Source organism: Eisenibacter elegans DSM 3317 (assembly GCF_000430505.1).
GTDB classification, from domain to species: domain Bacteria; phylum Bacteroidota; class Bacteroidia; order Cytophagales; family Microscillaceae; genus Eisenibacter; species Eisenibacter elegans.
In genome coordinates this window covers 168318-182127 of sequence record NZ_AUMD01000011.1, presented here as the reverse complement: position 1 = coordinate 182127, position 13810 = coordinate 168318, and the positions used below count along the sequence as shown (strand labels likewise).

11 protein-coding genes are annotated in these 13810 nt (G+C 47.2%); 7 read left to right on the top strand and 4 right to left on the bottom strand.

Translation table 11 applies throughout. The features are described from left to right. Window positions 1-220: 220 nt before the first annotated feature. Entirely contained in the window at window positions 221-1018 is a 798-nt protein-coding gene (locus G499_RS0101455) for a patatin-like phospholipase family protein (protein WP_026998467.1), read from the top strand. Between the two features lie 28 nt (window positions 1019-1046). Here the strand turns inward: G499_RS0101455 and G499_RS0101450 are convergent, their stop codons facing one another. Further along, the gene (locus tag G499_RS0101450; RefSeq protein ID WP_051295818.1) at window positions 1047-1886 is read right to left on the bottom strand and encodes a ChaN family lipoprotein; all 840 of its coding nucleotides are present in this window, start codon (window positions 1884-1886) and stop codon (window positions 1047-1049) included. Window positions 1887-3192: 1306 nt separating this feature from the next. Here G499_RS0101450 and porV point away from each other — a divergent pair. Further along, window positions 3193-4518 (top strand): type IX secretion system outer membrane channel protein PorV, encoded by a 1326-nt coding sequence (gene porV, locus G499_RS18310; RefSeq protein ID WP_161627666.1) that lies wholly within the window; start codon window positions 3193-3195, stop codon window positions 4516-4518. A 165-nt stretch (window positions 4519-4683) separates the two neighbouring features. On the opposite strand, the gene G499_RS18305 is transcribed toward porV, so the two are convergent. The 3 genes from G499_RS18305 to G499_RS0101425 form a co-directional block, all read right to left on the bottom strand. Then, window positions 4684-5310, bottom strand: a complete 627-nt coding sequence (locus G499_RS18305) for an OmpH/Skp family outer membrane protein (RefSeq protein ID WP_081413591.1) — start codon at window positions 5308-5310, stop codon at window positions 4684-4686. A gap of 264 nt (window positions 5311-5574) precedes the next feature. Next, window positions 5575-6546 (bottom strand): YihY/virulence factor BrkB family protein, encoded by a 972-nt coding sequence (locus G499_RS18300; RefSeq protein ID WP_081413590.1) that lies wholly within the window; start codon window positions 6544-6546, stop codon window positions 5575-5577. 12 nt (window positions 6547-6558) lie between these two features. Further along, complete coding sequence (locus G499_RS0101425) at window positions 6559-7128, bottom strand: NUDIX domain-containing protein (protein WP_035726365.1); 570 nt, start codon at window positions 7126-7128, stop codon at window positions 6559-6561. A 149-nt stretch (window positions 7129-7277) separates the two neighbouring features. Here G499_RS0101425 and G499_RS22100 point away from each other — a divergent pair, with 149 nt between their 5' ends. The 5 genes from G499_RS22100 (at window position 7278) to G499_RS0101395 (ending at window position 13774) form a co-directional block, all read left to right on the top strand. Next, window positions 7278-7946 (top strand): DUF7832 domain-containing protein, encoded by a 669-nt coding sequence (locus tag G499_RS22100; protein WP_211231575.1) that lies wholly within the window; start codon window positions 7278-7280, stop codon window positions 7944-7946. A 224-nt stretch (window positions 7947-8170) separates the two neighbouring features. Continuing rightward, entirely contained in the window at window positions 8171-9724 is a 1554-nt protein-coding gene (locus tag G499_RS0101415) for an acyl-CoA carboxylase subunit beta (protein WP_026998464.1), read from the top strand. A gap of 902 nt (window positions 9725-10626) precedes the next feature. Beyond that, window positions 10627-10869: a hypothetical protein gene (locus G499_RS21645; RefSeq protein ID WP_154658272.1), complete on the top strand. Its 243-nt coding sequence runs from the start codon at window positions 10627-10629 to the stop codon at window positions 10867-10869. 441 nt (window positions 10870-11310) lie between these two features. Further along, window positions 11311-12597 carry a DUF819 family protein gene (locus G499_RS0101400; protein ID WP_035726239.1) on the top strand — a complete coding sequence of 429 codons (1287 nt, stop codon included), beginning with the start codon at window positions 11311-11313 and terminating at the stop codon, window positions 12595-12597. Window positions 12598-12646: 49 nt separating this feature from the next. Continuing rightward, window positions 12647-13774, top strand: a complete 1128-nt coding sequence (locus G499_RS0101395) for an AI-2E family transporter (RefSeq protein ID WP_026998461.1) — start codon at window positions 12647-12649, stop codon at window positions 13772-13774. Window positions 13775-13810 lie beyond the last annotated feature (36 nt).

The following is a 13810-nucleotide window of genomic DNA, read 5'->3' as shown; positions in this document are numbered from 1 at the left end:
ATTCCCCAAATCCCATAGTCAACACTGTGGGTTAAGCCTTATTCATCTCCCAATAAGGCATTAATTTGCCTTAGAGCTGAAGTTCCAGACTACTTTCCCAAAAACGTCCAGTGGCTTGTAATCAAGATTTATTTGATTTACTGACATCAAAACGATTAGCCTGTTTCTCGCGTTCTAACATTGGTATACTCCATACAACTACTTATACTTGTTGCTTTTTATGAAAATAGGCATTAGTCTTTCGGGAGGGGGTGCTCGCGGCATCGCCCACTTGGGCATTTTACAAGCGCTGGCTGAGGCCAATATTCATCCTGACAAAATCGTGGGCGTAAGCGCCGGCTCCTTGGTGGGAGCGCTCTATGGGCAGGGCTATAGCCCCTTCGAAATCCTTGAGATTGTCAAGCAAACCAACCTATTCCGCTTTATCCGCCCGTCTTTCAGCATCAAAGGTCTGCTCGACATCCGCACCATTGCGCCCTTGCTCAAAGAATATATCCCCCACAATAGCTTTGAAGGGCTACAACGAGGTGAGTTGGTTATTCTGACGACGGATATTTATGAGGGAGAGCCGCAGCTTTTTTCTAGCGGCAAGCTCATCCCTCCAATGCTGGCTTCGTCGGCTATACCGGTGATTTTCAACCCAATAGAGTTTGAAGGCAAAACCCTTATTGACGGGGGCGTAATCGACAACCTTCCCTACACCCCGGTAGCGGATTGTGATTTTACGATAGGCGCACACATCAACCCTTTTCACAAACACGTAGAGCCTTCATCTATTCGTTCGGTATTGGCGCAGTCTCTGCTATTGACTATCCACCGGAATGCGCGGCTGAACTTCAAAAAGTTTGATGTGGTCATAGAGCCGCTTGCGCTGATGCCCTATCACGTGTTTAACCTCAACAAAGCCGACGAGATTTTTGAGATTGGCTACCAGCATACTTTCAAGCAGCTGCCCGCTATCACTGCCGCCATCGAAGAAAAGAAGCAGCGACTAGCCATCACACAGGCCGTATCTTAGGGCATTCTCTGCGCCCTATCCGGCGCTGCTAGTAGGTCTTGGTCATAGTATTGGGGGTAGCGATGATAAAATCAGCTTTTTGCTTGGCATCCTCTTGTAGGGTTTGGATAGAAGCCTGCTCTACAGTACTGATAGTCAATATCTTGAGCTTAGGTGCTTGTTTGCGCAAGTACCATACAATCCCCTCGTGATTGTCTGAATGATACGCACCGTTGAAGTGCAAAAAGGTTTTGTCTTTGTGCCAATTGGCCAAGATACGGTGCGCCATTGTAGCATCCTTGATGGCCTGGGCCTGGGCAAAGTTGGCTGCCTTCATTCCGCCTCCGTGCCCCTGCATCATTTCCATCATTTGAGCATACCCGGGCAGGCTAAGGTCTACCACAATCGGTAGAGGCGCGATCCATTGGCGTACTTCAGAGGGAAGCTTTTCGAGCACCTCCAAGCCCGAGCGGGAGACCATCGAGGCATAGCGACGGGGGATATTGGTAGCTATAAAAGGGAGCTGTTTTTGGGCTGCAAAAGCGATTAGAGGCTTATAATCTGTTTTGTAGTTTGTCCAAATTTTGGTTTCAGACTCAAAGTTAGCATCACTCAACAAGCCCGTAAGGTATTCATTGAGCGCCAGCTGATCGTCGGCTTCGAACATTTCTCCTCCCAAAACCAAGGCATTTTCACGGGCTTGGTGAAGGTCTTGTGCCAGCTCTATCTGTAACCAATGGCAGATGGGGTTGTTGTGCAATTCCCCAAAAAGCACTACATCAGCCTTGACTGCTTCTTTGAGCAAGGCAGCATAGTTGCTCTCTTGTCCGTTGCTGTCAAATAATCTGTAGGCAGGTTTGTCTAGTTGTTGGGCTTCTAACGCAGACATCCAAAACAGGGTAAGTATCGTATGACAAACGATTGATTTCCAAAGAGTCATATACGTATCAGAAAGGTGAATGGGTTTTGTTTTCTTAACAAAGATAGCATTTTTGTGGAGCCTGTGGCAATATCATCAAGCCCCCGTTAGATTTGTTGCCCGAGGGTTTTTCTGTGTACACACTTCCCACAACACCAGATATTTCTCCACTTATTTCGATTAGAGGGTCAAGCTCAAATCGTTTGTACTTGAAATATTTTATAAATAACTGAAAACCAATTTATTAGCCTATAAAAGTACACAAATAGGCGCTATATGTCTGTTTAGGCCTATGCCTCTGTCTGCCAATTTTTTAGACACTTCGGCTATCTTTTATGCTAACCTATAACCCACAAGCGGCTGCGACTGTTTTGATACAGTACAAGGCGCACTTCAACTGAAGGATAGCAGAATACGTCATTACTTTTGAAGGAATCCCTCTCGTATTCTACTTTGAGGGAGCCTCCAAACGCCCAAAAAATTAGTCGGTAACTTGAATACTGAAGTTTCAAAACAATCACCACAATGGTTTCACTTACTCCCTTTCGGGCAACATACTCATATTTTGAGTACTAGGCTTTCTATGTAAGCTAAAATATTGATAATGTTTTCTTTAGTCAGGAAATCAGCTTGCTTGCAAAGTACTTTGATACGTTCTTCAAACTCAGCTAATCCGGTTTTACAATCCGCGTGATACAAAACTTTTTGCCTAATCCAGTGAATGGCATATTCCACCAGATTCAACTTGGGTGAATAAGCAGCTATGAAATGGAGGTTCTTCTGTAAGTTTAGCGACTTCTGCTCGGCTTTGCAGAGCGCCTCAAACTCACCTCATATATAGGTATTGATGTATTTACGGACACTCTGCCCGTGAATCCCAAAATAGACAGCTATTTCTGAAAACTCCTTCCCCAATTGATAGCGCTTCAACACACGTAATTTTTTACGTATATATACTCGGGCCTGATGACGACGAAAGTATCGCTGGTATTCTGATTGGTTAAAGCCTCTGTTACCAATTTTTTTCGTTGGTAGCCCATACGCAAATATACGGATTTATAATCCTAAAGAGGGTATTTTACCCTCCCCAAAGATACCCAAACATAAGCCCTGCTCCTTGGAAGAAACAAACTGCCAAATCAAACGAAGCTAAAACTTTGTTTTGGCAGATAAATTTCGTTACTTGTCGAAGCTGTCCAACACTCCTATGGCACGTTTGCCTTCCAACAATTGTTATAGGGACGTATTGCAGCGATTGTTTACACAAGTGTGGATTATGAGAAGAGCTACCTTTTTGCCTTCTGGATTAGTAGCTGTTTTTTGCAGTTGGGCTATCAGCGTAGGATGTGAACAAAAACTATGGGCACAACGCTTGTACCCCCCTCCTAATATTCCGGGGATGGGCTACACCAACGCCCAAGAATCATCCTCAAGAGCTATCCGTACCGCAGTGCCGTTTTTGCTAATTTCTCCTGATGCGGCCAGCACCGCCCTAGGAGGCAGCGGGGTGTCTACACTTACGTTATCTGCCAATGATGTCTATTGGAATGGGGGCAAACTGGCGCTTATCGACAAAAAAGCGGGTGTCAATCTCTCATATACGCCTTGGCCACAAGACCTGAGCAACGAGATGTTTTTGGCCAATATAGCCGGCTATTATAAGCTAGGGCGGCTACAAACACTTGGGCTATCATTACAGTATTTCAACCTTGGTACTTATGACCTACTCAACCAACAAGGCGCTGTTTTCCAGCACCTCTCCCCTCGGGAGCTGGCGCTGAGCTTGGCCTATGCCCGCCGCCTCAGCCCGTATGTTGGGCTGTCTTTGAGCGGGAAGTTTATCCATTCTAATCTTGCTCCCGACTTTGTCTTTAGCAACCAACTGGATGCGCAGGCAGGCCAAGGCTTTGCTTTTGATCTTGGCGTGTATTATCGGCGCGTTTTTGACAATACCTTGGCCGAATGGCAATGGAGTTGGGGGCTGGCTATCCAAAATATCGGCCCCAAGTTTTCGTATGGCCAACTAGGAGATGCGCAATTTCTCCCAACCAATTTGCGCTTGGGCACTTCTTTGGGCTGTAATTTGGATTTTTTCAACCGACTAACGGGTACGGTAGAGTTGGGCAAGCTGCTAGTACCTACCCCACCCAAACGCGACGCTCAAGGACTGCCGCTACGCGGGATGGATCCCACACGGATGGGGGTGCTACAAGGAATGCTCAGCTCATTTGCAGATGCACCCAACGGGATGCGGGAAGAGTTGCAAGAGCTGGCTTTTTCGCTAGGGCTACAGTACAGTTACGACGAGCTGCTTTTTGTGAGGGTAGGCTACCACCACCAACACGTACAAAAGGGCAACCGCCGTTTCCTCAGTACGGGCGTGGGGGTAAAGTTTGATGTTTTTTCGATTGATTTTGCCTACTTATTTAATTTTTCCTTTGATCAAGCCGCCCACGAAACCTTGCGTATTTCTACAGGGCTAGATTTTCCAAGCCATGCTGCCCGTCCTATTCAGGGTTCGCAGGCCCACCTGCCTCTATCTATGGGAGACCAAGGCGTGTTGAAAAATTCGCAAGGCTCATCTATCAGTCCTATTCAATAAGACCTGCTAAATAGAAGCTATCAAGAGATTTCGAGTATTATTTATCTGATAATCAGGCGCTTACATACCTATCAACACAAGCTCTAGCATACTATAGCTTTGCCCTGAGGGCACAAAAAAACCATCCCAAATTGGAGATGGTTTCAGTTGTTCTGAGGGTAATGTTTATTTGGTGCTGCTTTCTTTATACTCGTCGTTCAGCCCTTTCAATATTTCGCGGGTAACGTCGCGGGTACTATCAGCAAACAATATTCCGCTGCCGACAATAGCACCTCCACGTTCTAAGATAAAGGTATAGCCTTTGTCTTGGGCGTATTTCTGAACATACTCACGGATATTTTTGAAAACCTTCTCCGTATTTTTCTGCTCTTCTTCCATGTATTGGCGGCCAATGCTCTCGCGGTATTGCATCAGACCTTGTTGCTTTTGCATCAGTTGCTGTTCTTGTTCTTTGGCCGCTTGGATAGTGATGCTTCCTGAGTTGACATTTTGTTGGAAAGTAGCGATTTCGCGCTCAAGCTGTGATGCACGCCCATTGAGGTCTGTTTCGATGACGCTTTGCTTGCCCTTCATTTCCTTTTCTACTTTTTTGAAGAATTCATAATTGCGCAGCAACGTATCAATGTTGACATAAGCAATGCTTAGTTCTGCTACAGCGTCTTTCTTAGACTCCTCTGTTTTAGCAGTCTGTTGGTTGTTGTCAGCGGATTTGTTTTGGTTGCAAGCAAACAGCACTACTGCTGAGAAAAGACCGATAAGTAAGGCTTTTGGCGCACGAGGTAGATTTTTCACGTTATAATGAAGCGTTTATGGTTGGTTAATACTTGTGTCAAAAACGAGGGCAAATATATAAAAACCCCAAAGGAAACCACTATCTACACTATGTTTTTTGGAAAAAAGCAATGGTCAAAGCCTCACAAACACAAAGTTCTAGGGGTTTTATGGTTTTGAGAGGGCTATTATTGTATGTCGCTAGACATTTCGGACAGCTAGAGGTGATGGTATTGTTTCACAGGCCAACCACTTTTCCAAAATGCCTGTGAGCCTATTGTAGGCTTATGAGGTTGGCGGGTCTTGGTTGTCAGTGTTGGAGGTTTGTTGTTGTGCTTCCATTTTTTGTTTGACCTGTACAGTAGCAAAGGCCACATTGATTTCAAAGCCCAAGAGCAATACCCAAGCCAACATATAGAGCCAGAGCATAAAGGCTATCATGGTGCCAATGGAGCCATAGAGGCGGTTGTAGGTAGCAAAGTTGGCCAAGTAATAGGAGAACAAGTTGGTGCTGACAATTATCAAGATGGCGGCTATAGAAGCCCCCATTGACACAAACCGGAAGCTGGTTTCGGTAGCAGGAGCTACATAATAAATCACACTAATGCCGGCAAAAAACACCAAGAACACAACCACATAGCGCAGTATCCAGAAGAGGTAGTAGAGGAAAGTATCAGTAAGGAGTTGCCAGGCTACCAACGCTTCGAGTACAAAATGTCCGACAATTTGTACAGCAACAATAATCAGGAGCAAAAAAGCAAACAAAAATGCCAAGCCTACAGCCAGCAGGCGTTTGTAGAAAAAGCTGCGCTTTTCGGCATAGCGGTAGTTGCTGTTGAAGGTGTCTATCAGCTCGATTACCCCGCTGGTGGCGGCATAGAGAGCGAACACAAATCCAAACGAGAGTAAATCGCCTCGGGGTCGGTCTACAATGTCGTAGATAGTCTCTACACTGAGCACATAGAGCGCCTCGGGCAACACATCGTGTACCAACTCCATCACTTGGGCTGTGAGGTTAGGAATAGGAATGTAGGGAATAAGGGTAAAGAGGAAAATAAGGGTCGGAAAGATAGAAAGCGTAAAGCTAAAGGCAATGGCATTGGCTTGGTGGTGGAGGTTGGTTTGGGTAACCTTGGCCAAGAACACGCGCATAGAGCGGTAAAGAGACACATTGTTGACAGTAGCGCGCTGCATCCGCCGCAAGGAGTGTTGATACCACGGGTGTTGTTGAATTTTGTTGCGCCAAGATGAAGACATAGGCCGTGTCGATTAGATTCCCCGCAAACGCGCTACTTTGAGCAGTCCTGCTAGGCTGAGTGAGTCGGTGATACGTCCATCCATAGCCATGGCTACCGCTTCGGCCAAGGGCAAACGTTTGATTTGCAGGTCTTCGGTTTCTTCGAAAGCTGTTTGCCCTTGTGTCAGTCCTTCGGCCAAAAAAATAAACCCTTCTTCATCCGTTACGGAGTTGGAGGTATGTATGCGCATTATCAGCTCCCAACGCTGCGCCGTCAGGCCTGTTTCCTCTTGTAGTTCGCGCTGTGCCGACTCCAAGATGGGCTGCGCTATAGGCCCTCCTCCCATAGGTATTTCCCAAGAGTATTCTTCTAACGGATAACGGTATTGCCCCACTAGGTAGGTGTAGCCTTCTTCGTCGATGGGAATGATGCCGATGGCTTTGTTCTTAAAATGTACCACCCCATAAATCCCCGGATTGCCGGCAGGGTTGCGCACCTGCGCCTCTGTAAGGCGTATCCAAGGGTTTTGATATACTTCCCGCACCGATTCGGTCTGCCAAGGATTGGTATAAGTTTCAGAAGGAGAGGGATTTTGTGCCATAGGGTAAGCGTATTGAGCAAAAATTGATATGCCAAAGATACACCCTTTGCCCACAAAAGGCAAAGCACGGCCAAACTTGCCAAAAAAATACCCGGCAAGGCTTGGTTTTCTGATTCTTTTGGCTAATTTTGAATAAGACAAAACTTTCTATGAGTACAAGATTCATACCAAGTTATCAGCAAAAACCACTTGTGTTCGAGAATATTTCTACCGAGCCATTGGTCTATGACCGTGCCGACTGGCATTTTTTGGGGCAGTTTCCTACAGACTTACCCATAGAGCAGGCGCACGTGCATATCGGTCTGTTTATGGGCTGGCTGATAGACCAAGAGTTGACCGGCGTTGATTGGGAAGATGAGCTGCACTGGCTGGCGCGTTTCAAACGCCGCGAGGTTTCGTGTGCGCTCCTAAGTGCGCTTTGGGACGGCACGCTCCACGAGGGCTTGCTCAATGATACAGCCAATGCCTTTGCGGCATATTATTACCAAAACGGGCTGTATTATCAAGATTATCTTGATATACTCTGCCAAGAGCTGCCTAGTATGTATCACACAGCCGATACTTGGGAAAACTATGAGCGGCTACGCCAACGTCTCAACGAACGTTATGCTGCATGGAGCGAGGGGCTTTTTTTGCAGATAGCCCAACTCCTGTTGGCTACCAACAGCCTCAAACCCTCTCCCACAACCCTCGTTACGGGCTTTGCCCTCCCCTCTGATGCCTCGTTGCGTCTTCCTGTACCGTATAGGCCACAAACACCCTCTTTTGAAAAATTAAGCTTTGCCCCGCCCGAACAAAATAGACACCTGGCCGAATAGGCCGTCCGAACAAAAATGCCCCCTCCTCAAGCGCCTCTCCCTAAGAGGCGTTTTTTTTGCCTAAAACTCCTATACCCAAACCAGGCCGCGCCGCAAAGGAGCAAAACAATGATTTTGGCTACACAACTGTCTTTGTCTAGATGCGAAAGCCCTATTTTGTCGATGCCGTTTTTTTGGCTATTATTACGGGTTGTAACGATGGTTTTACCACAGCTCAATCCCAGATGACAAAAAGTACAGAACAAAAATTCGAGATATTAGACAAGAAAAACGCCGAAGCCCTCCTCGGAGGAGGCCAAGACCGTATCGATGCCCAACACGCCAAAGGCAAGCTCACCGCCCGTGAGCGTATTGACCTCCTGCTCGACGAAGGCTCTTTTGAAGAGATAGGCCGCTTCGTGATGCACCGATGCAAGGACTTTGGTCTTGACAAAGAGTACTACCTTGGGGATGGCGTGGTTACTGGATACGGTACTGTAAGTGGGCGCTTGGTCTATGTCTTTTCGCAAGATTTTACCGTATTTGGCGGCTCACTATCCGAGACCTATGCCGAGAAAATTTGTAAGATTATGGATCTTGCCCTCCAAAACGGAGCGCCCGTCATCGGACTGAACGACTCCGGCGGAGCGCGTATCCAAGAGGGTGTACTCTCGCTGGCCGGCTATGCCGATATTTTTTACCGCAATACCTTGGCCTCTGGCGTAGTGCCACAGATTTCGGCCATTATGGGGCCTTGCGCCGGCGGGGCGGTCTATTCCCCTGCCATTACAGACTTTATCCTGATGACCGAAAACACCTCCTATATGTTCGTAACAGGCCCCAAAGTGGTCAAAACGGTTACCAACGAGGAGGTATCGTCTGAAGAGCTGGGGGGTGCTATCACCCATAGCAGCAAGAGCGGCGTGGCGCATTTTGCCTGTGCCAATGAGGTACAAACCATCGAGCATATCAAGCGCCTCTTGAGCTACATGCCTCAAAACTGCGAAGAAATTCCGGCCAGCCTGCCCTATGAGCCAGCCGATGAGCTGCGCCCTGCGCTCAACAAGCTCATCCCCGAAAATCCCAATCAACCTTACGATATTCGCGAGGTAATCGAAGGCGTGATTGACGAAGGCTCGTTTTTGGAAGCGCACCAAAATTTTGCCGAAAATATCATCGTAGGCTTTGCCCGCCTCGGAGGCCGCAGCATCGGCATCGTAGCCAATCAGCCTGCGGTATTGGCCGGTGTGCTTGACATCAACGCCAGCACCAAGGCCGCCCGTTTTGTGCGATTCTGCGACTCTTTCAACATCCCGTTGCTGGTATTTGAAGACGTACCGGGGTTCTTGCCCGGCACTGACCAAGAGTGGAACGGCATCATCACCAACGGAGCCAAGCTGCTCTATGCCTTCTGCGAAGCTACCGTGCCTCGCATCACTGTCATTACGCGCAAAGCCTATGGCGGTGCCTATGATGTGATGAACTCCAAACACATTGGAGCAGATATGAACTATGCTTGGCCTTCGGCAGAGATTGCCGTCATGGGAGCCAAAGGCGCTGCCGAAATCATTTTCCGCAAAGAAATTATGGAAGCCGCCGACCCCGAAGCCAAGCTCCAAGAGAAGGTCGATGAATATACGGAGAAGTTTGCCACGCCTTATCGTGCCGCCCACCGAGGCTATATAGATGAGGTAATAAAGCCCGAGCAAACCCGCCAAAAACTCATCCGTGCCTTCAAAATGCTCGAAAACAAGGTGGCTGCCCTGCCCAAGAAAAAACACGGCAACATCCCCCTCTAGCCCTTCACACAAGTCGCGCCACCATTTGCCCCCTCCTGTGGGGGTTTGGTGGCGTTGGCCTAAGCTCATGTAACCGCGCTGAACCACTAATAAAAGTACGACTTTAGCCAATATGACCGCCATCAGTCAAATTTGGTAAATCAAAAAATGGCACTTATTTAGGGTAATTTTCTGACGACTAACCTAAACAAAATGCCAAATTTATTAGGAGCACTCTTAGTCTTGCAACCAGAAGTATCCTTTACAAACATAGTCAAATCATCCTCACTATACTATTCTTCGATTATCTGTTCCCGTTACTACCCGTGCCATAGGGCGCTTTGGGGTCTTGGGATTTCGGACACTAGAGCGATTTTATGCCCAAGCCCCACTTGCGTGGAACAGTATTCGACTTCTTCTTTTTAAGGCATATCTACTTGATTTAGAGACGATTTATTTGTTAGTTTTGGATGAAACTACGGAAAAAAATCAGGTAAGTCTTCGTATGGACTCGCTTCTTTTTATTCTTCTCTAGCCGGCAAAATGATTCCTTCGGTTAGTTTTTTAGGCGTCAGTTTGGTGAATGTGCAAGCACAGAAGTCACATTTCTTGTCTTGTCTCCAACTCATCAAAACTACCAAAACAGAGGCTGCTGTCGTGTCATCAGCTCTCAGTGAACCCTCAAATACAGGCTTCAAGCAGAAAAGGGGCAGACCTAAGGGCAGCAAAAATAAGCCCTATACCGAGCCCGAGAGTCTGTCGTTCGTAACTTTTAAAAGCCCTGTTGATGATTTGCTGCTTCAATTAGCAAGGCATTGCGCCAGTATAATCTTACCCTATATTGTTTTAGAAGGCTTTTATGACAATCAGCACTATCTCAAGTATGCACAAAGTAAGGGGCTGAAGATGATTTCCAAACTCAAGTGCAACGCACACCTGATTTTACCCTACCTGAGCGAAAAAACCAAGGCAGAGGCAGACCCAAAAAATATGATAAAAAGCTAGAATACGCCCAAATCCCCCAAAAATATCTATTGAGCCTGCCTGAAGACCACAATCTCCAAGAACCAAATACAAAAGTATGGGCCTTGCAAGTCTATGCCGATACCATCAAAGAACAACTCATTCAAGTAGTCATCATTCAACGAAGCAATCCCAAAAAGTAGGTCAGACCATTCTCTTTACAGATGATCTTACGCTCAGTCCGTTGTTGCTCATCAAGTATTATGTCCTCAAGTTTCAGATTGAGTTTGATTTTCGGGATGCCAAACAGTTTTTCGGACTCTCAGATTTCAAAAACTATAAGCCAAATCAGCTCACCAACGCTGTCAACATCGCCTTTACCTGCAAGTTGGCGAGTCAAATATTATTAGAAAAATGCAAAAAACAGCTCAACAACCCAAACCTTTCTACTACAGCTCTAAAAGCAATTCAAAAGGCTCAAATGTGCTATGAATATTTTTTAAATACCTCCCCAGATAGTACCTACAATTTTTTTAATGACGAAATATTTCTAAATTTCGTTAAATTATACGCTGTCAGTATCGAATAGCTATGGTATTGGCGATCGTATTGAAAGACTTCAAACAACAAAAAATACTGATTTGATGACACTCCTATCTACTACGGTTACCGTGCTTATCCAAAACGATGCTGTTTTGTTGGGCATCTTACTAGGGCTGCTGGCCTTGATTTTTCACACGGCGAGTTTGCCACGGTTTGCCGGTTTTTACCGCTATGTACCTACCGTATTGTTATGTTATTTTCTGCCCTCCCTGTTGAGCATCACTTGGGGCGAAGGACAGGATTGGGCTTTTCGGGCAGTAGATCCAGGGCAAAGCCAGCTGTATATGGTAGCTTCTCGTTATCTGTTGCCGGCCAGTTTGGTGTTTTTCACCTTGGGTATCGATTTGGCCGCTATCGCCAAGCTGGGTTTCAAGGCCGTTGCGATGTTCTTGGCCGGCACCTTGGGTGTGATTTTGGGCGGTCCGGTGGCGCTGTTGGTCGTGGGCAGCCTGTTCCCCGAAACCTTGGGAGTGGGCAGCGATGCCCTTTGGCGCGGCCTAGCCACCATTGCCGGCAGTTGGATAGGGGGCAGTGCCAACCAAGTGGCGATGAAGGAAGTCTTTGGTGCCAGCGACCAGCTTTTCTCGCAGATGATAGCCGTCGACATCCTGACGGGCAACCTCTGGCTGGCAGTCTTGCTCTATGGGGCGGGCATCCATCGTTATATCGATCGGAAGCTCAAGGCTGATAGCAGCAGCATAGAAGCCGTACAGCGCCAGGTAGAAGCCTACCAAGCCACTGTCGCCCGCCTCCCAACCCTCACCGATTGGGTCAAGCTCAGCGCCACAGGCTTTGGCTTGGTAGGTTTGGCCTATTGGATGGCCGATAGGATTACACCCTACATCAAAGCACACTACCCGTCGCTGGAACGCTTCAGCCTCACTTCGGGCTTTTTCTGGGTCGTGGTATTGGCTACCACCTTTGGTCTCTTGGCTTCTATCAGCTCCTTGCGTAGGCTCGAAGGCGCAGGTGCCTCCAAGTTGGGCAGTTTATTGCTCTATATTTTGGTAGCTACGATTGGCTTGCAGATGGACTTGACGGCTATCTTCAAAGCACCCGTCTTGTTTTTGATTGGTGCGGTATGGATGCTGACCCACATCAGCGTCTTGCTCTTGGTAGCTTGGCTGATTCGAGCGCCTTTTTTCTTCGTGGCCGTCGGCAGTCAGGCCAATGTCGGTGGGGCAGCCTCTGCTCCTATCATCGCGACGGCTTTTCACCCCTCCTTGGCTCCGGTGGGGGTTTTGCTGGCGGTATTGGGGTATGCCGTGGGGACTTATGGTGCTTGGCTCTGTGCTGTGATGATGCAGGCTGCCAGCGGCGGCGTATAATAGATTGCCGAAATTTCGTATCTTGTCTTCATACTAAGACCCTCTTGTTATGCAAATCTTCAAAACCAAATTTTTTTGGGGGATACTGCTGCTAAGCCTAGCTGCTTGGATTGCATTTTGGCTATTTCGGGACATTGTCGTCTACCTGTTGATTTCGCTTATCTTAGCCTTTATCTTGCGTCCACTGACTGACCGGATTGACGACTTTGAGTTTTTCAGGCTTAAGTTACCGCGTTTTATGGCCGTTTTTTTGTCTTTCAGTGTGCTGATTGGCTTCTTGGCGCTTGTCTCCCTGTTGTTTATCCCCTTGGTTACGGAGCAGGTGGAGGCGCTCTATGCTGCCCAAGCCAAAATACAAGAAAACCCTGCCTCGCTCGATCGTGTGCTCAAGAATAGTGAAAAATGGCTTCGCGACAATGTCGGTGTCACAGAGCCGGATGGTTTCTTGCTGGAAAGCATTCGGAGCTTTTTTACTGGTATTTTTGATTATCACAATATCGGAGGGCTGCTCAATAACTTGCTCAACATCACCGGAACGGTGTTTATTTATTTGCTGGCCATCAGCTTTATCACCTTTTTTCTACTGTATGAAAAGGGTATTCTCCGTCGCAATATGTTGGCACTAGTACCCAACGCCTACTTTGAAGTAGTCATTACGACGGTCTACAAAATCGAGCACCTGCTTTCCAATTACCTAGCGGGCTTGTTATTACAGATTTTGGCGATGTTCAGCATCATTTCTGTCGGTCTGTATATTGTAGGAGCCAAATACGCGTTGACCATTGCCTTGTTTGGCGCAGTCATCAATCTCATCCCCTATTTAGGGCCTGCGCTTGGCTTTTTGTTTTCGTTGTTGGTTTCTTATACCATTGTCGGATTTGAACTTTCCCCACAGGAGTATCTCTTTCTGACACTCAAAAACGCCGTGGTATTTGGCATTGCTCAGTTTACAGACAATGTGTTCTTACAACCGCTGATTTTCTCCAAGAGTGTCAAAGCCCATCCACTGGAGATATTTATTGTCATCTTTGCCGGTGCGTCTATCGCCGGGGCTGTCGGGATGATTGCCGCCATACCGGTATATACCATCCTTAGGGTCAGTGCCATAGAGTTTTCAAAAGGCTATCGACATTACTATATCTTCAGGGTGCAGCGCTCTTTTTTGGTTGAAGAATAGGCCAGCCAAATTAGTCCAGGGTACCTCTATGGAAAT

Bases quoted from the DNA above. Each gene is read 5' to 3' on its own strand.
- G499_RS0101415 (WP_026998464.1), top strand. From the start codon at position 8,171: ATGACAAAAAGTACAGAACAAAAATTCGAGATATTAGACAAGAAAAAC.
- G499_RS0101400 (WP_035726239.1), top strand. From the start codon at position 11,311: ATGACACTCCTATCTACTACGGTTACCGTGCTTATCCAAAACGATGCT.
- porV (WP_161627666.1), top strand. From the start codon at position 3,193: ATGAGAAGAGCTACCTTTTTGCCTTCTGGATTAGTAGCTGTTTTTTGC.
- G499_RS22100 (WP_211231575.1), top strand. From the start codon at position 7,278: ATGAGTACAAGATTCATACCAAGTTATCAGCAAAAACCACTTGTGTTC.
- G499_RS0101450 (WP_051295818.1), bottom strand. From the start codon at position 1,886: ATGTCTGCGTTAGAAGCCCAACAACTAGACAAACCTGCCTACAGATTA.
- G499_RS0101425 (WP_035726365.1), bottom strand. From the start codon at position 7,128: ATGGCACAAAATCCCTCTCCTTCTGAAACTTATACCAATCCTTGGCAG.
- G499_RS0101395 (WP_026998461.1), top strand. From the start codon at position 12,647: ATGCAAATCTTCAAAACCAAATTTTTTTGGGGGATACTGCTGCTAAGC.
- G499_RS18300 (WP_081413590.1), bottom strand. From the start codon at position 6,546: ATGTCTTCATCTTGGCGCAACAAAATTCAACAACACCCGTGGTATCAA.
- G499_RS0101455 (WP_026998467.1), top strand. From the start codon at position 221: ATGAAAATAGGCATTAGTCTTTCGGGAGGGGGTGCTCGCGGCATCGCC.